The organism is Roseateles sp. P5_E8, assembly GCF_054177665.1.
This window is the reverse complement of sequence record NZ_JBGCUM010000002.1, coordinates 206,860-223,813: the sequence shown is the minus strand read 5'-3', so window position 1 is coordinate 223,813 and position 16,954 is coordinate 206,860. Positions and strand designations below refer to the sequence as shown.

General features: G+C 69.3%; 15 protein-coding genes. 9 read left to right on the top strand and 6 right to left on the bottom strand.

Annotation, left to right across the window (positions count from 1 at the left end; all coding sequences use genetic code 11):
- Positions 1-3 precede the first annotated feature (3 nt).
- Positions 4-1,665, top strand: a complete 1,662-nt coding sequence (locus ACXRVZ_RS02330; protein ID WP_457419176.1) for a cation:proton antiporter domain-containing protein — start codon at positions 4-6, stop codon at positions 1,663-1,665.
- A 27-nt stretch (positions 1,666-1,692) separates the two neighbouring features.
- Here ACXRVZ_RS02330 and ACXRVZ_RS02325 read toward each other — a convergent pair whose 3' ends face one another.
- Entirely contained in the window at positions 1,693-2,325 is a 633-nt protein-coding gene (locus ACXRVZ_RS02325) for a LysE family translocator (protein ID WP_457419174.1), read from the bottom strand.
- Positions 2,326-2,386: 61 nt separating this feature from the next.
- Complete coding sequence (locus ACXRVZ_RS02320; protein ID WP_457419172.1) at positions 2,387-3,334, bottom strand: LysR substrate-binding domain-containing protein; 948 nt, start codon at positions 3,332-3,334, stop codon at positions 2,387-2,389.
- A 90-nt stretch (positions 3,335-3,424) separates the two neighbouring features.
- Here ACXRVZ_RS02320 and ACXRVZ_RS02315 point away from each other — a divergent pair, with 90 nt between their 5' ends.
- Entirely contained in the window at positions 3,425-3,736 is a 312-nt protein-coding gene (locus tag ACXRVZ_RS02315; protein ID WP_457419170.1) for a DUF2917 domain-containing protein, read from the top strand.
- Here ACXRVZ_RS02315 and ACXRVZ_RS02310 read toward each other — a convergent pair.
- Positions 3,677-4,123 (bottom strand): TfoX/Sxy family protein, encoded by a 447-nt coding sequence (locus ACXRVZ_RS02310; protein ID WP_457419168.1) that lies wholly within the window; start codon positions 4,121-4,123, stop codon positions 3,677-3,679. The genes ACXRVZ_RS02315 and ACXRVZ_RS02310 overlap by 60 nt on opposite strands.
- Before the next feature lie 8 nt (positions 4,124-4,131).
- Entirely contained in the window at positions 4,132-5,259 is a 1,128-nt protein-coding gene (locus ACXRVZ_RS02305) for a sterol desaturase family protein (RefSeq protein WP_457419166.1), read from the bottom strand.
- A 101-nt stretch (positions 5,260-5,360) separates the two neighbouring features.
- Between ACXRVZ_RS02305 and ACXRVZ_RS02300 the strand changes: the two genes are divergently transcribed.
- From ACXRVZ_RS02300 to ACXRVZ_RS02280, 5 genes are all read left to right on the top strand, one after another.
- The gene (locus ACXRVZ_RS02300) at positions 5,361-5,930 is read left to right on the top strand and encodes a 5-formyltetrahydrofolate cyclo-ligase (RefSeq protein WP_457419164.1); all 570 of its coding nucleotides are present in this window, start codon (positions 5,361-5,363) and stop codon (positions 5,928-5,930) included.
- Between the two features lie 690 nt (positions 5,931-6,620).
- A complete protein-coding gene (locus ACXRVZ_RS02295) occupies positions 6,621-6,854 on the top strand; it encodes a DUF1161 domain-containing protein (RefSeq protein WP_457419163.1) in 234 nt (77 codons plus the stop codon).
- A gap of 10 nt (positions 6,855-6,864) precedes the next feature.
- Positions 6,865-8,184: a Xaa-Pro dipeptidase gene (gene pepQ, locus ACXRVZ_RS02290; RefSeq protein ID WP_457419161.1), complete on the top strand. Its 1,320-nt coding sequence runs from the start codon at positions 6,865-6,867 to the stop codon at positions 8,182-8,184.
- A complete protein-coding gene (locus ACXRVZ_RS02285; protein WP_457419159.1) occupies positions 8,181-9,908 on the top strand; it encodes a VanW family protein in 1,728 nt (575 codons plus the stop codon). Before pepQ ends, ACXRVZ_RS02285 begins: the two co-directional genes overlap by 4 nt.
- The gene (locus ACXRVZ_RS02280) at positions 9,901-10,947 is read left to right on the top strand and encodes a hypothetical protein (RefSeq protein ID WP_457419157.1); all 1,047 of its coding nucleotides are present in this window, start codon (positions 9,901-9,903) and stop codon (positions 10,945-10,947) included. The genes ACXRVZ_RS02285 and ACXRVZ_RS02280 overlap by 8 nt, the downstream gene beginning before the upstream one ends.
- Before the next feature lie 6 nt (positions 10,948-10,953).
- Here ACXRVZ_RS02280 and ACXRVZ_RS02275 read toward each other — a convergent pair whose 3' ends face one another.
- Positions 10,954-11,985: an RNA polymerase subunit sigma-70 gene (locus ACXRVZ_RS02275; RefSeq protein ID WP_457419155.1), complete on the bottom strand. Its 1,032-nt coding sequence runs from the start codon at positions 11,983-11,985 to the stop codon at positions 10,954-10,956.
- A 111-nt stretch (positions 11,986-12,096) separates the two neighbouring features.
- Here ACXRVZ_RS02275 and ACXRVZ_RS02270 point away from each other — a divergent pair, with 111 nt between their 5' ends.
- Complete coding sequence (locus tag ACXRVZ_RS02270) at positions 12,097-12,888, top strand: SDR family NAD(P)-dependent oxidoreductase (protein WP_457419153.1); 792 nt, start codon at positions 12,097-12,099, stop codon at positions 12,886-12,888.
- Here the strand turns inward: ACXRVZ_RS02270 and ACXRVZ_RS02265 are convergent.
- Positions 12,885-15,143 (bottom strand): WD40/YVTN/BNR-like repeat-containing protein, encoded by a 2,259-nt coding sequence (locus ACXRVZ_RS02265; protein WP_457419151.1) that lies wholly within the window; start codon positions 15,141-15,143, stop codon positions 12,885-12,887. The two genes, ACXRVZ_RS02270 and ACXRVZ_RS02265, sit on opposite strands and share 4 nt — an antisense overlap.
- A 224-nt stretch (positions 15,144-15,367) precedes the next feature.
- Here ACXRVZ_RS02265 and ACXRVZ_RS02260 point away from each other — a divergent pair, with 224 nt between their 5' ends.
- Positions 15,368-16,879 (top strand): MFS transporter, encoded by a 1,512-nt coding sequence (locus ACXRVZ_RS02260; protein WP_457419149.1) that lies wholly within the window; start codon positions 15,368-15,370, stop codon positions 16,877-16,879.
- Positions 16,880-16,954: the final 75 nt, after the last annotated feature.

Here is a 16,954-nt window from a genome sequence, read left to right as displayed (position 1 = left end):
ACGATGCACGACAACATGACCCTGATCTCCACGCTGGCCGCCGCGTTCGGCCTTGCCTTGGTGCTGGGCCTGTTGGCGCAGTGGGCACGTTTGCCCGCCCTCGTGGGCTATCTGCTGGCCGGTGTGCTGATCGGGCCGCACACCCCCGGCTTCGTGGGTGACGTGCACCTGGCCCAGCAGCTGTCGGAGGTCGGCGTCATGCTGCTGATGTTCGGCGTGGGACTGCATTTTTCGGTGGGCGACCTGATGTCGGTCAAGGGCATCGCGCTGCCCGGCGCGCTGGTGCAGATGGCCGCGGCCACGGCGATGGGCGCGGGCCTGGCGCATTGGTTCTTGGGTTGGGATCTGGCCGCCTCGCTGATCTTTGGCCTGGCGCTGTCGGTCGCCAGCACGGTGGTGCTGCTGCGAGCGCTGGAGTCGCGCGAGCTGCTGCACACCGGCAACGGCCGCATCGCCGTGGGCTGGCTCATCGTCGAAGACCTGGCCATGGTGCTGGCGCTGGTGCTGATCCCGGTGCTCGGCGCCAAGGGCGAAGGTGGCTCGCAAGGCAACCTCGCCGTCACCATCATCACGACGCTGCTGGCCGTCGCCGCCTTCGTCGCGGTGATGCTGATCGCCGGCCGGCGCCTGCTGCCGTGGATGCTCTGGCAGGTCAACCGCACCGGCTCGCGCGAGCTGTTCACGCTGGCCACCGTGGCCGCGGCCGTGGGCCTGGCGGTGGGCGCGGCGGCGCTGTTCGGCGTCAGCGTGGCGCTGGGCGCCTTCTTTGCCGGCCTGGTGCTGCGCGAGTCCGCGTTCAGCGAGCGCGCGGCCCACGAGAGCCTGCCGCTGCGCGACGCCTTCGCGGTGCTGTTCTTTGTCGCCGTCGGCATGCTGTTCGACCCGCGCATCCTCGTCGACCAGCCGCTGGCCGTGCTGGCCACGGTGGCGGTCATCCTCATCGGCAAGACGGTCGCGGCCGGCGTGCTGGTGCTGCTGCTGCGCTACCCGCTGAGCACGGCGCTGACGGTGGCGGTGAGCCTGGCGCAGATCGGCGAGTTCAGCTTCATCCTGCTCGGCCTGGGGCAGAGTCTCAAGCTCGTGCCGCCCGAGGCGACCAGCCTGGTCGTCGCCGGCGCCATCGTCTCCATCGCGCTGAATCCGGTGCTGTTCGCGGGCGTCGAGCCGCTGCGGCGCTGGGTGCTGGCGCGCTCGGCCTGGGCGCGCAAGCTCGAGGCGCGCGACGACCCGCTGGCCGAGCTGCCGGCCGACACGCCGCAGAGCGCGTTGGCGGGGCAGATCGTGCTCGTCGGCCATGGCAGCGTGGGCACGGCCTTGCATGAGCTGCTGGGCAGCCAGCCGCTGGTCGTCATCGACCGTGACCGCGACATCGTCGAGAAGCTGCGCGCCGCCGGCCAGGCCGCCGTGCTGGGCGACGCCGCCGAGGCCGCGACGCTGGTGCAGGCCCACATCGCCCAGGCCGCCTGGCTGGTCATCGCCGTGACCGACGTGCGCGGCGTGCCGGCCGTGCTGTCACTGGCACGCCAGCTCAACCCCCAGCTGCGCTGCGCCGTGCTGGCGCACACGGATGAGGAAGAGCAGTGGCTGCGCGACGCCGGCATCACCCATGTGCTGCGTGCGCAGCAGGCGCTGGCGGAGGCGCTGGCGCGGGTGGTGGCGGCTTAGGGCCTGCTGCCGTCGTGTTAGCAGGCCCTAGGCTTTCGGCTTGCTGCCGAAGGCGGCGTACAGGCCCAGCGCGAAATAGACCAGCGCCGAGACATGGCGCCCGTTGCCCGCCGCGCCACGCAGCAGCGGCGAGATGCCGCCGGCCATCAGCGCATAGAGGCTGTCCGTCACGGCGGCCACCGCGACGAACAGGATGCTCAGCGTCAGCGCTTGTGCGGCCTGTGAGCCCTCGGGGTGCAGGAATTGCGGGATGAAGGCGGCGAAGAACAACGTCGTTTTGGGATTCAGCAGCGCGACGAAGAAGCCGTCCCGGAACAGCTGGCGTGGCGCGTCCGGCGCAGGCGGTATGCCATCAGCCGCTGCGGCGGGCTGGCGCAAGGCCTGGATGCCCAGATAGATGAGATAGGCCGCGCCGGCCCAGCGCACCACGGTGAAGGCCAGCGAAGAGGCGGCGAACAGGGCCGCCAGACCGATGGACGCGCCCACCGCATTGGCCAGGTTGCCCAGCGCGACGCCGGCCACCGAGGCCAGCCCCGCCGTGCGACCCTGGGCCAAGGTGCGCGTGACGATGAAAACAACGCCAGGCCCGGGCGTCACCGCCAGCACCAGGGTGGCTATCAGGAAGGCGTAGAGGGCGGTGCCGGCGGGCAGCAGGTCCATGGCGAGTCCTTGGCATCGGATGCGCGATCTTCGGCCCGCCGAAGCGGTCAGCGCAACGAGGTCAGACCCCCGCCAGCTGATCCCGCGTGATCGCCGCCTGCTCGCGAACCCAGTCCGCAAACTGCTGCACCTCGGGCCGGCGTGCCGCGTTCGGGCCGGTGATCAGCCAGTAGCTAAAGGGGCTGCCCAGCCGGCCAGCCTTGCCGAACGGCTCGACGAGTTCACCACGCTCCAGGTGCTCGTGCACGAGCGGCAGGCGGGCCAGGGCCACGCCCTGGCCGGTCAACGCGGCCTGGATCTGCTGGTAGGTGAAGTTCAGGTAGAGCCAGCGGCGCGGTTGCAGGTCCGGCTCGCCGTGCTCGGTCAGCCAGCGCCGCCAGCCCAGGAACTCGGCGCTCGGGCGGGCGTCATCCTCTTCGGCGAGGGCATGGCCGGCCAGATCGGCGGCGCGCCGCAGCGGTGCGGGCGGCTTCTGCAGATACCAGGGGCTGACGGTGGGCGACAGCGTCTCCTCGAAGAGCTGTTCAGCATCTGCCGGCACGGAGGAGCGGTCGTCGTAGCGCAAGGCCAGGTCGCTCTCGCCGTCCTCCAGGTCGACCTTGCGGTCATAGGCGGACACGCGGATGTCGATGTCCTCGTGCGCACGCTGGAATGCCTCCATGCGCGGGATCAACCACAGCGAGGCGAAGGACGCGAAGGTGCTGACGTTGACGATGCGCCGGCCGCGCGTGCGGCGGATCTGGCGCACGGTCTGGTCGAGCTTGGAGAGCACGGCCACGGCGGTCGGCAGCAACACGGCGCCTTCGCCGGACAGCTCGACCTTGCGTGTGCCGCGCAGGAACAGGGTGCAGCCGATCTCCTCCTCCAGCGACTGGATCTGCCGGCTGATGGCCGACTGCGTCAGGCTCAGCTCCTCCGCTGCGGCGCGGAAGGACAGCAGCCGGGCGACGGCCTCGAAGGCGCGAAGCGGGCCGATGGACAAGGGGCGCTGGCGTAGCGGCTGATTCATGCGCGGATGGTATCAATCGGCGCGTCGGAGTCATTGGACCGCCTTGGGTGATCTAAGCAGAATCCCTGACATCAATCCAGGAGTCTCATCATGAGCGACGCGCAATCTGTATGGCATTTGGACGGCGGCCGGGCCATGACCCTGGCCGGTGGCGCCGAGGCGCGCCGCCTGGCGGTGGCCCGTGGCCGCGTCTGGCTGACCTTGTCGGGCACCGTCGAGCAGCCGGCCGAGGACAAGTGGCTGCAAGCCGGCGAGGCCGTCGCGCTCGCGCCTGGCCAGACGGCCGTGCTGGAAGGCTGGCCGGCGGCGGACTTCGAACTGCTGGTGCCGCCCTGCTCAGCCTCAGCGAGCCGCGGTCTTTTTGGCAGCCGGCTTTTTGGCGGCGGACTTCTTGGCCGCTGATATGGCCGCCCGCTTCGCGAGGGCGGCGGCCGCTGATTTCTTTGGTTTCGGTGCCGCCTTGGCATTCGCCGCGCGCAGCGCGGCCTCCAGCGCCAGGCGCGCCCACGGCAGCATCAGCGGCGGCGACTCCAGCGTTTCTTCCGGCGGCTGGTAATAGCTGATCACCTGGCGCTCGCCGTTCTTGGTCGTGTAGCTGAAGGGCTGGCAGCCGGCCGCGACGAAACGCTCGCGCGACACGTCATCGGTCTTCAAGTAGAGCTGGTTCTGGATGACCAGGGCCATGAACAACCCGTCCACATAGATGCCGTGACCCCCGAACATGCGGCGCACGCGCACCGGCCCGAGTGGCGACAGCATCTCCACGCAGAGTTCGATGAAGGCGTCCATGTCAGCCTTCAACCTTTCCAGGTGAACGGAAAGTGCAGCTGGCGCAGGAAGCCGTCCGGCACGTAGTCACCCAGCACGCCGTAATGCTCCGGCCACTTGCGCTCCGACTGCACAGCGGTGCCGAACAGGTGGTCCAGGAAGGCGAAGTGGGCGGCGTAGTTCTTGTCCAGCGCCTCCTGGTCCTGCGAGTGGTGCCAGTGGTGGAAGTTGGGCGTCACGATCACGTAGCGCAGCGGCCCCAGGCGGACGCTAACGTTGGCGTGGTTAAACACGGCCTGGAATCCGACGACCACGATGTAGGCGTCAATGACCTCCTTGCTGAAGCCCAGCACGAAGATGGGCGCCAGCACCAGCGTGCGCGTGATGACCAGCTCCAGGATGTGCTGGCGCGAGCCGGCCAGCCAGTCCATGCTTTTCACGCTGTGATGCACCGCGTGCAGCCGCCACAGCGTCGGCACCTCGTGATAAGCGCGGTGCGTCCAGTACTGCACCAGGTCGGCCACCAGGATGATGAGGAAGAGGGCGATGGGGAAGGGCAGGTCCTGCACCCAGGCGCGGATGCCGTCCTTGGCTGCCCAGCCGAACAGGCGGTGCACCAGCAGATTGGTCGCCAGCATCACGAAACCCACGGCCAGGTGGTTGACGATGAAGTGATGGAAGTCGGTCTGCCATTCGGGGCGGAACACCGGCTGGTCGCGGCGCAGCGCGAACAGCTTCTCGATGAAGACGAAGATCAGCGTCGAACCCAGCAGGTCCAGGATGAACCAGTCCAGGCCGATGTAGGGCGTGTTGTCGGGGAAGTTCGGGTCCACCTCCACCTTGTGCCCGCCCAGGGCCAGCGCCAGGCCCAGCAGCACGAAGGTCCACAGCGCCAGCCAGCGCGAGCGGCTGAAGACGATGTTGAACAGCGCCAGCCCGCCCGACAGCACCAGCGCCCAGTACAGCAGCCGGCGCACCACGTCGACGTCGTAGGACTGGCGCAGCTGTGGTGTCGTCAGGTATTCGGGGAAGTGAAAGGCCAGCACGCCCAGGAAGCACAGGATGGCCAGCGTCAGCGCGATGACGCCGCTGATCAGGCCCTTGCCCGGCTGGAGTGCGCCGCTCGATTCACTGAGCTGATTGATGCGGTTCAGCATGCCTTGTTCTCCCTGGGTTTGCTGTTGCGAGGCGCGACTCTACGAGGCGAGGGCATGGCCCACAATGCCACGATTCCCCAGGCCAGGAAGGAAGCCCGCCCTTGGACGCCAATGACCGCGCCGCCATCCGGCACAAGCTCATCGAACAACGCCTGGCCCTGCCCAACCGGCTGGACCTGGCCGCCGAGTTGCAGGAGGTGCTGAGCGTCTGGCTGCTGCGCCGCCGCGAGACCACCATCGGCGCCTACTGGCCCATCAAGGGTGAGTTCGACCCGCTGCCCGCGCTCTACCGCTGGGGCGAGACCCATCCCCACCGCCGCATCGGCCTGCCGGTGGTGGACAAGGTGCACGGCACGCTGCGCTTTCACGTCTGGTACCCAGGCTGCCCGATGGAGGAAGACGCCTTCCACATCCCCAAGCCCAAGGGCACCGAGGAGTTCAAGCCGCAATTGATGCTGGTGCCCTGCCTGGGCTTCGGGCCCGCCGGTTTGCGTCTGGGCTATGGCGGCGGCTTCATGGACAAGACTTTGACCGAGATGGACCCGCGGCCGGCGTCGGTCGGCATTGGGTATGCGCATGGCTTTTTGCCGTTGCTGAAGCCGAGTCAGCTGGATGTGGCGTTGGATGCGATGTTGACGGAGGAGGGCGTGGTTTGGGATCGGGAGGGGTGAGTTTGGTGGGGTGTTTTTGCGGAGCGTGTGCGTGCTCGGTGCATTGCCGGGAGTCCCGTCCGGCGGCGGGGTAACTTTTCTTCTGCGGCGCCAGAAGCAAGTCACCAAAGAAGAGGCGCTGAACCGCACACCAGCGCCACATGCACGAGTTGCGCCATGCAACAGCCTCTCGGTGAGCGGGACGACGCGATCCGCTTCGCTCTCGCTGCTGTCCTTGTCACCAGCACCATTCATCGCCGCGTCGGGCCGCCTAACGCGCGGCTGCACGCCGTGCTCACGAGCAGCCCCGAATACAGCGTCGCTCGGGCGACGCGATGCGCGCGCCCAACCCCTGTGGCGTCGCCCTAGCGACGCGGTATCCCCTGTTGAGCCCGGCGTGCAGCCGGCGTTAACCGGCGTGAAGAGGCGATGGATGGCGCTCTTCACAGGGACGGCAGCGAGAGCGCAGCGGTTCGCTTCGGGGTGCGGCCCGGTCCGAGCAACGCGAGCGTTTCATCTCACTCGAGTGCGGATTGCATTGAGCGCTCTTCTTTGGTGACTTTCTTCTGGCGCAGTCAGAAGAAAGTTACCCGCCCTCGCGGGGCGGATTCCCGCGGCACTGCATCGGGTCGAAAGGCTCTTCGCAGAAGCAAAACGGATGAGATCACCTGTCACACAATCCAAATCTTCGATTGCCACAAGCAAACCGCCATGACCAAGCCGACCCTGCTGATCCTGTCCACCGCCGCCCTGCTGCTGACCCAAGCCGCCCACGCCGCCCCCAGGCCCTGCGACGAACTCAAGGCCGAGATCGCGACCAAGCTCGATGAAAAAGGCGTCAAGGGCTACGAGCTCACCGCCGTCGAGAACGACAAGGTCGGCGACGCCAAGGTCGTCGGCAGTTGCGACGGCGGCACGAAGAAGCTGACCTACGTGCGCAAGTGAGGTGACGGCCATGAGCCTCTATCTCGACCATCTCGCCACACTGCAGCGCCAAGCGGAAAGCACACTCGAACGCACCGGCTTCGACACGCTGCTGATCGCCTCCGGCATCGAGAAATACGCCTTCCTCGACGACCGGCCCTATCTCTTCCAGGCCAACCCGCATTTCAAGCACTGGCTGCCGCTGACGAACCATCCGCACTCGTGGCTGGCCGTGCGGCCGGGCAGGAAGCCGCGCGTCGTCTACTTCCAGCCCGACGACTACTGGCATGTGCCGCCCAGCGCGCCGAGCGGCGAGTGGGTGGACGCGGTCGAGCTGGTCGTCATTCGCGAGCCCGAGGAAGCAGGCAGGGCGCTGGCCGACGTGGTCACGCCGCGCACGGCCATCGTTGGCGAGGCCGATGCGGCGCTGCCGGGCCTGACCCCGAACAACCCCGAACCCCTGCTGAACCTGCTGCACTGGGCGCGTGGCGTAAAGACGCCGTATGAGCTGGAGCAGATGCGCGCCGCCCAGCGCCGCGCGGTGCCGGCGCACCGGGCCGCGCGCGCCGCCTTTCTGGCCGGCGCCAGCGAGGCCGAGATCCACCGCGCCTACCTCGTCGCCAGCGGCCACACCGACCGCGACCTGCCCTACGGCAACATCGTCGGCCTCAACGAACACGCGGCCGTGCTGCACTACCAGTACCAGGACGAGAGCCCGCCGGCCCAGTCGCGCAGCTTCCTCATCGACGCTGGCGCTCAGGTGAACGGATATGCCAGCGACATCACCCGCACCTGGGCCGCACCCGGCCATGACGAATTTGCGGCGCTGATCGCGGCGATGGAGGTCGAACAGTTGGGCCTCGTCGACGAGGTGCGCGAGGGCGTGGACTACCGCGACATCCACCTCAGCGCCCACCGCCGCACGGCGCGCGTGCTGCGCGGCGCGGGCATCGTCAGCATGAGCGAAGAGGCCATGGTGGTCGAGGGCGTCACCAAGCCCTTCTTCCCGCATGGCATCGGCCATCTGCTGGGCCTGCAGGTGCACGACGTGGGCGGCTTCATGGCCGGCGAGACCGGCGGCGTGGCGGACAAGCCCGAGGGTCACCGCTACCTGCGCCTGACGCGGCCGCTGCAGGCCGGCATGGTGGTCACCATCGAGCCGGGCCTGTACTTCATTCCCATGCTGCTGCGCGAGCTGCGAGCCTCCAAGAATGCGGGACAGGTGGACTGGGCCGTCGTCGAGCGGCTGTCGCGCTACGGCGGCATCCGCATCGAGGATGACGTGGCCTGCCGCTCGGGCGGCGAGGCGCCGGAGAACCTGACGCGGGACGCGTTCGCGACCCCCCCATGACGACTGAATCCTGGCGCGTGCCTCAGCGCCGGGATGCGTTGAGCTATTGGCTGCGGACTCGCTTGCTCAGCCTGCGGGCCTGGCTGCTGGCAGAGTGGCTGCGGCCCGTCGCCCGTTGGCCTGCGGCCTCGTCGCTGGCCGACGCACCCGTCGTCGCCGAGCATCGCAGCCCGCTGTGGTCTGACGGTGATGACGCCGAGTTCGCCCTGGTGGCGGGCAAGGTCGAGAACCTGCGTGTGGCCATTGCGGCCTTTCGGGCCGTGGAGGTGCCCGCGGACGGCGTGCTGAGCTTCTGGGCTCAGCTGGGGCGGCCGAGTGCGCGACGCGGCTTTGTCGTCGGGCGCGAAATTCGCGAGGGCTGTGTCGTGCCCACGGTCGCGGGCGGCATCTGCCAGTTGTCCAACGCGCTGGCCGCCGTGGCCGCGCAGGCCGGCCTCGCGTTTGTCGAACGTCACACCCACAGCGCCCGAGTGCAGGCCGGGCCGCCGACGGCGGCTGATGCGACCGTGTTCTGGCGCCATATCGACCTGAGGTTGCGCGCCGGCCACGCCTGGCGGCTCGATGTCGCGATGGACGCGAACGAATTCGTCGTCTCGCTGCGTGCCCACCTGCCAATGGCGCCGCGCGGCGTTGCCATGTTGCCGCCGCAGGCTTCACGCGCACCGGCCCGTGGCTGCCTGAGCTGCGACCAACGCGAGTGCTTCCGGCATGCCCGGCATCAGGGATTGCGAGGCCAGCAAGGCCGCACGGCTGCGCTGCTGGACGCCTGGAGCCCCGAGTTCGCCGACCACCTCGCCGAGCGGCTGGCCGACCGCTTTGCGCCCTTGCCACTGCGTCTGGCGTTCTGGCGGCCGACTGCGCGCGCTTGGGTCGACACCGCCTGGCGGGCGCGCTGGGCCAGCCTGCGCGGCGCGCTGTGGCGTCGGCTTTGGGCGCGCCACAGCGGTGGCCGTCGCCAGGCGGCCATGCTGGACGCGCAGCGCTGGCTGGCGCAGGCCCATGCCGCCGCGTTGACGCCGCTGCACACCCGCCTCATCGTCGATCAGGCGCTGCTGCCCCATCTGGAGCAATGTGGCGCGTTGGCAGGCCGGGAGGTCGAGGTGCTGGCGCACTCGCTGCCGCTGGGCGAGATCCACGCCCGGCTGGATCGTGCCGCGCAGCAATGGCCACTGGACGACAGCCTGCGCGACTACCGCGCGCCGCCCGGGATGGTGGCGGCCGAAGCGCGTGCGCTGGCACGTGCGCATGCGCTCGTCACGCCGCATGCTGACGTGGCCGCCGCGCTGGCCAGCCGCAATGTGCTGCGTCTGGCTTGGGCGATGCCGCCTGCAAAGACTATCTCGCCGGCCGATCCGGCATTGGCGCCGCTGCTGCTGTTTCCTGCCTCGACGCTGGCGCGCAAGGGGGCGCGCGAACTGGCGGCGGCCTTGCAGGGGCTGGACTGCCGCTTGCGCGTGACGGGCCAGGGCGACGCCTGCGCATGGCCGGGCATCGCGTTGGAGAGCGCCGAGGTGGCGGACCCGCTGGAGGGCGTGGCCGCCGTCGTGCTGCCGGCCCATGTGGAGCATGTGCCGCGCCTGTTGCTGCGGGCGCTGGCCTGCGGGTTGCCCGTCATCGCGACGCCGGCCTGCGGCCTGGCGCCGCAGCCTGGGCTCCACCTTGTCGAGGCGGGCGATGTGGCGGGCCTGCGCGACGCTCTCATGAAGCGGATCGGCGATGGTTGAGCGACGCATCGCCCTGCTCGTGGCGCTGCTGATGGCGCCTTGCGCGCAGGCCCAGCCTGAGGCGAAGCTGGGCCGCGTCGAGGTGCAGGGCGAGTCGGCAATAGCGCGGGAGAAGAAGACGCTGGGCCAGCTCTTCAAGGCCGAGGCGCTGTTCGCGCAGTACCACGCACTCGCGCCGGCCGCCGCGCTCACCTTCAAGGTCTACCCGCGCAAGCAGGCGGAGTCGGCACCCAGCCTGGAGCTGGGCCTGATGACGCCGGCCGGCCGGCAGCCGGTGGTGCTGGATGCCGACGACCGCTTCGTCATCGCCCCGGCCTGGCGCGAGTTGCCCGAGCGCACCGAGCTGCGCAGCCGCCTGGCCGATGGTCGTGTGACGTGGCGGCCCGACATTCGCACGCCCGGCGTGGCGGACGGCGAGCGGCGCCTGGGCGACCTGCGGCTGCAGTGCCGCGTGGGCTTTGGCAGCGGCGTGGCGCGCGGCGCGACCGGCGTTGCCTGGCTGCTGTCCTTTGTCGTCGATGACTGCGCGGACAAGGAATGGAGCCCGAGCAACTTTGCCGACCGGCCCTTGTTTGCCGTGACGCTGGTGCACGGCGAGCGGCGCATGACGATCAGCGAGCGCCTGCTGCACGGCCTGCGCGACAGCGGCGCCGAGGACTACGACTGGGGCTATTCGCTGCGCGACAGCGTATTCCGCGTGCCGCTGGGCGACGCGAGCTGGCCGGACGACACGCGCGTCGTCTTCGAGGCGATGGACGACCCGCCCGCACCGCCCGACCCGGCGCTGCAGGCGCTGCCCGACGACTGGGCACAGGCCGCGCTGGCACTCGCGCCCGGCCTGTCGCCGGCCGACGTGGTGCAGCGCCTGGGCGCGGCCAGCGACGACACGCGCTTCGAGTCGGGCCGGCGGATGCAGCGCCACCTGCATGAGGCCAAGACGCCGGCCGGCCCGCTGCTGCTGGAGCTGGTGAGCCTGTTCGACGCCGAGGACCGGCTGCTGAAGACGTCGCTGCGGCGGCCGGCCCTGAATCGGCCCTGAACGCCGTCAGGCCGGCAGCGACAGCGGCAGCCCGAACCAAGGCAGCACGCTGCTCTCGAAGCGGGTGAGCGCGCAGATGCGCTCGCCGGCCAGCGTCAGCACGAACAGGCCGGCGCCGTGGCGCACGCCGTCGGCCGCGCGGATGTAGGCGCCGAAGGCCGGCTGCCCGTTGGCGCGCGTCGGCACGAGGTGGAAGCGGCGGCCGGCGCCGAAGATGCTGGCGAAGAAGCGCGCGGCGACGTCGCGGCCCTCGTACTCCAGCGGCATCGGCGGCATGGAGACGAAGACGTCGTCGGTCAGCAGCGCCACCAGCGCGTCGAGGTCGGCGGCCTCGTAGGCGCGGGCGAACTTCGCGGCGATGGCGGCTTCGGCGGGCGAGCCTTTGGCGGGCGGTGGTTCGGCCGCCGGCACGGCGCGCTGCAGGCCGGCGCGGGCCCGCTTCAGCGCGCTGTTGACCGAGTCCGGCGTCGCGCCCAGCAGGGCCGCCACCTCGTCCGCCTGGAAGCCGATCACCTCGCACAGGATGAGCACGGACAGCTGCCGCGGCGGCAGCCGTTGCAGCGCGCTGATGAAGGCCAGCGACATGGACTCGGCCCGCTCGGCGCGCGCCTGCGGGCCTGGCGCGGTGCCGAACATGTCATCGGCCAGGTCGTCGGGCCAGGGTTCCAGCCAGGCGACCTCGCCCAGGCGCGTCGGCTCGGGCGGTTCGACGCCGGGCACGTCCCAGGGTTTGGCAGGGCGGCGGCTGGCAGCGCGGCGCAGGTTCAGGCAGCGGTTCGTGGCGATCTGGTAGAGCCAGGTGCGCAGCGACGCGCGCTCCTGGAAGCCGGCCAGGCCCTGCCAGGCGGCCAGCAGGGTGTCCTGCAGCGCGTCCTCGGCGTCCTGCAGCGAGCCGAGCATGCGGTAGCAGTGCCGCTGCAGCTCGCGCCGGTAGGGTGCGACCGCCGCGCGGAAGGCCTCGCCGTCGCCGGCCCTTGCCTTGGCGATTAGTTCCATCGTTGCTTCCTTTGCGCGCGGGCTGTGGTGGTGTGTAGACACCGGCCAAGGGGCGAACTGGGCGGTCGGCGAGCGCCCATTTTGTCGACGTCGCGGTGTCTACAGCTGGGACGGGGTGGCGCTGGGTCGCCCCGCAAGGCCAAGGAGCACGAAATGATGTTGAAGGACAAGGTCGCAGTGGTGTACGGCGCCGCAGGCGCGATCGGCGGGGCGGTGGCGCGCGCGTTTGCGCAGGACGGCGCGCGGGTCTTCGTGACCGGGCGGCGGCAGGCGGCGGTGGACGCGCTCGCCGGCGAGATCGAGGCGGCCGGCGGGCGCGCCCACGCGGCGCAGGTCGACGCGCTGGACGAGCAGGCGGTGGACAGGCACTTGCAGGTGGTCGTCGAGCAGGCGGGGCGGCTGGACATCTCGTTCAACGCGGCCGGCTTCTCGAACGCGCAGGCGCTGGGTGTGCCGCTGGTGGAACTGGATCTCGCGCAGTTCTCGGGGTCGATCGCGGACTACACGCGGTCCTACTTCCTGACGGCGCGCCTGGCCGCGCGGCGCATGCTGCCGAACAAGGCGGGCGTCATCATGACCGTCACCGCGCTGCCCGGGCGCACCGGCACGGCGCTGAACGGCGGCTATGGCGCCGCGCAGGCGGCCAAGGACGCGTTGACGCGGGACCTGTCGACGGAACTGGCGCCGCACGGCATCCGCGTGCTGAACCTGCGCCCGCACGGCATGCCGGAGACGCGGGTGATGCGCGAGGCCTTCGAGCTGAAGGCCGGGCGCGGCGGCATGACGTGGGAGCAGTTCCAGGCCTTCCTGGCCAACTGGAGCCATCCGAAACGGGTCATGAAGCTGCAGGAGATTGCGAACATGGCCGTGTTCGCAGCCTCCGACCGCGCCAGCGGGCTGATGGGCACGACGGTCAACCTGACGATGGGCGGCGTCTCAGACTAACGCGCCGGATCACCGTACTGCACGCCGCGCCCATGCGTGCCGACATAGACGCGGCCGAACAGCTTGGGATCGCCGCTGATCTGCAGGATCAGGCCCCACTGGTGGGCGTCGTCGTTGATGCGCTGCCAGCTGGCCGCGCCGTCGGTGGAGCGGAACACGCCGTACTTGCCTGACACGGTGCCGACGAGATAGACGGCCGGGTCGGCAGCGCCCGGCGCCGCGCGGCCGAAGCCGAAGGCGTGGATCTCAGAGACGGCCGGCAGGCGCTTGAAGGCCTGGCCGCTGCCGCCGCGGTAGAGGCCGTGGAAGGCCGCCACCCACAGGTCGCCCTCGCGGCCGGGCGTGGCGTAGAGCCGGTCCTGGCCGCCACGGTTGTCGCCGCGGCCGGTGATGTTGTGGCTGCCCGTGGCGGTGCGGGCGACAGGCCCGTCGGACAGGGCCAGCGGCTTGGCGCTGAACGTGGCACCGGCGTCGTCGCTGGCGTAGAGCTTGTCGTCGAACAGCGCCATCGCGTGGAAGCGGCGCGGATTCACGCGGTCAGCGATGACGCGGGTGCCCGCAGGCAGGCCTTGCACGGCGGTCCAGGTGTCGCCGCGGTCGTGGCTGACGTGGGGAACACCCCAGTCCTTGGATTTCGGCGTCCACACCCAGGCCTTGCCGTCGGCGGACACGGCGATGAAGCCGTCGCCGGACTTGGGGTCGGGCACGGTGGCGGGCTCGCGCCAGGTCTTGCCGCCGTCCAGCGAGTAGCCGAGGTTCTTGGCGCCATCGCGCGGCTTGCCGATGCGAACCATGACGTCGGGTGCCGCGTCAGCGCCGGTCACGTCGTGCGTGTTGCCGAAGAAGGGCGGCTTGGGGTTGCCGGGGGCGGGCTTGTCGAGGTCGGTGTGGACGAAGCCGGAGTAGTCGCCGATGGCCGTCACCAGCGGCACGCCCTTTGTCGGGCTGTGCAGCGCCAGCGCCACGGTCTCCTCGATGCCGGTGGCCATGACGCGCCAGGTGGTCGGCTTGCCCTTGTCGGCCTGCGTCAGGTCCAGCGTCTCCCAGCCGCCGTAGCCGGTGGTGAACAGGGCGTGGTCGGGGTTGGCGGGATTGATCCTGACGTCGTAGAGCCAGTGCAGGTGGGTGTCGGCGACATAGGGCGCGGCGGCGGCGTCGAAGCGGGCGGCGGGGAAGAGCGGTGTCCACGTCGCGCCGCCGTCGGTGCTGCGGAACAACTGGTCGCCCTTGCCGCGGCCAGCGGTGCTGGTGAGYAGGCGCTGCGGCTGGCTGGGGTCGACGGCCACGGTGGCGTAGCCGAAGGCGTCCGTCGCGCTGGGGCGTTCGGGCGTGATGTCGGCCCAGGCGCCGCTGTGGGTGTCCAGACGCCAGACCGAGCCGTCCGTCATGCGGTGCGGGCCGGGCTCGCTGGCGTAGGCGACGTACAGGCGCCCGTCGCCGGCCAATGCGGCGCGCATGGGGCGGTGTTGGGTGGGCGCGCCGGGCAACGGACCCCAGGTCGCGCCGGCATCGCGGCTGATCCACAGGCTGGGCCGGCCGACGACCGAGACGCCCGCGTAGATGGTGCGGCTGGGCTGGCCGCGCGTGCCACTCGTGGGGTCGAACAGAACGAAGTTGATGGTCGCCTTGCCGTCGCTGCCGCCCCAGCTGGGCAGTGGGCCGTCGGTCTCGTTGCGACGCCAGGCGGCGTCGGGGAAGGCGTCGACACGCTGGAAGCTGGCCGCTGCATCGCCGCTGCGCCACAGGCCGGCGAGGCGGCTGGCCAGGTAGATCACGCGGCCGTCGTTGGGGTCCACGGCCAGGCGTTCGCCGTTGCCGCGCCCGCCCTCGTTGCCGCCGAGCTTAAAGGGAAGGTCGGTGCGCTGGAACGTGCGGCCGCGGTCCTTTGAGCGCAGCACGGCGCCGTTGGGCACGGCGGGGTTGGTGTAGGTGCCGCAGGCCAGATAAAGCGCGTCAGCGTTGTTCGGGTCGACGGCCAGGCTCTCCACGCCCATCAGGTTCACGTCGGCCAGGGGCAGCCAGTCCAGCAGCGGCTGCCAGGCGCCGGTGGCGGTGTCGCGGCGGTAGGCGCCGCCCATGTCGGTGCGGGCGTACATCAGGCCGGGCACGGCAGGCTGGAAGGCAAAGCCGTCGACAAAACCGCCGCCGACGATGGCAACCTCGCGCCAGCGGTAGTGCGCATCCTTGGGCGGCTCGGCCTGGGTTGATGTGACGGCCAACAGCAGGGCGCCCAGCAGGGGCTTAATGGGGTTCATGTCTCCAGCAGGTCTTGTTCGAGTGTCGGTATCGTCGTTTTGTTCGGCGGTCGAACAAATACGGTTTACCCGGGGAAACCGGTCGTTCCCCACAGCCAGCATCACGACCGGCCAGGGTTCACGGCAGGTCCCAAAGCATCCGGAAATGTGATACTTGCGTGCTGGAACAATAGGCCACAAAAAATGGAACGCAATTCCATTTGCATCAAGAGGCAGCAAGAGTCATGAGCAAAACGATCTCGATGAGGCACACGCTGAGCTACGGCAGTGCCAACCTGCTGGGCAGCGGCGCCCTGGCCATCGCGGCGGCATGGCTGCTGTATTTCTACACGACCTTCTGCGGGCTGACGGTCGTCGAGGCGGCCACGATCTTCTCCGTGGCCAGCATCCTGGACGCCATCAGCAACCCGGTGATGGGGTATATCAGCGACAACTTCTACAACACGCGATTGGGGCGCAAGTTCGGGCGCCGACGGTTTTTCGTCTTGCTCGGCATTCCCGCAGTCCTGCTGTATCCGCTGATGTGGATCGAGGGTTTCGGGTTCTGGTACTACCTGAGCATGTACGCCCTCTTCGAGCTGGTCTACACCATGGTCATGGTGCCCTATGAAACCCTGGCGACGGAGATGACCGACGATTTCTCCGTGCGTTCCAAACTGACGGGCTCCAAGGCCATGTTCGGCAAGGCGGCCAACTTCCTGGCCGCCTTTATCCCGGCTCAGTTGTTCCTGGTCTACAGCAAGGAGTCGGCCACGCCCTTCCTGCTCACCGGCATCATCTACGCCCTCATCATGTGCGCGGCCATGACGGCCCTGTACCTCTCCTCCTGGGAGCGGCCCGTGCACGAAGTGGTGCAGGAGCGCGCCGGCAGCCTGGGCCAGGCCCTCCAGAAACTCGGCCGGGACATGCTGTCCACCTTTCATCTCAAGATCTTCCGCAAACACCTGGGCATGTATCTGCTGGGGTTTGGCGCGGAATGGCTGTTTGCTTCGATATTTACCTACTTCATTGTCTTCTGCATGGGGCAGGACAAATCCGTTGTCGGTTATCTGAATAGTTTCAGCTCGGTCATGCAGCTGATATCGACCATGCTGTTCATCGGCCTGTGCATCAAATTCGGTTTTGCCCGGCCCTACCGTATTGCCCTGTTCGTCGTTTGCGGCAGCGTGCTGGCCTATGCCGCGCTGTTCTACCTGGGCTGGTCCAAGCAGACCACCGCCATCGCGCTTTTCGCCATCACGGCGGTGTTCGGCCTGGGCACCGGCGGCGTCTATTACATCCCCTGGACGGTCTACACCTTCCTGGCCGACGTCGACGAAGTGCTGACCGGCCGGCGGCGTGAAGGCATTTATGCCGGCGCCATGACCTTTGCCGGCAAGATCACCCGCTCGGCCATCGTCTTCGCCATGGGTTGGATCCTGGGCCAGTTCGGCTTCCTCTCCGGCCAGGCCACGCAGCCGGACACTGCGATCAACGCCATCATCGGCATCTTCACGCTGGGCGTGATCGGCCTGGGCGCAGGCGGTGTTTACTACACGACCCAGATGAAGCTTGACCGCAAGAACCACGCCGTCCTGCTGGAAGAAATCGCCCGCATCAAGGCCGGTGGCCTGATCGCCGACGCCCCGGCGGAGGCCCGCGCTGTGGCCGAGGAGCTGACCGGCTGGAAGTACGAGCAGTGCTGGGGCAACAACCCGCTGATGCCCAAGGGGATGGACCTGCAGGCGCGGGCCTGAGAGGGCCGGGCATCCCTGCGGTGCGACCTTGGGCTTCGAGCATTCCGCACGCTGGCTGCGCATTCCGTCTGCGCC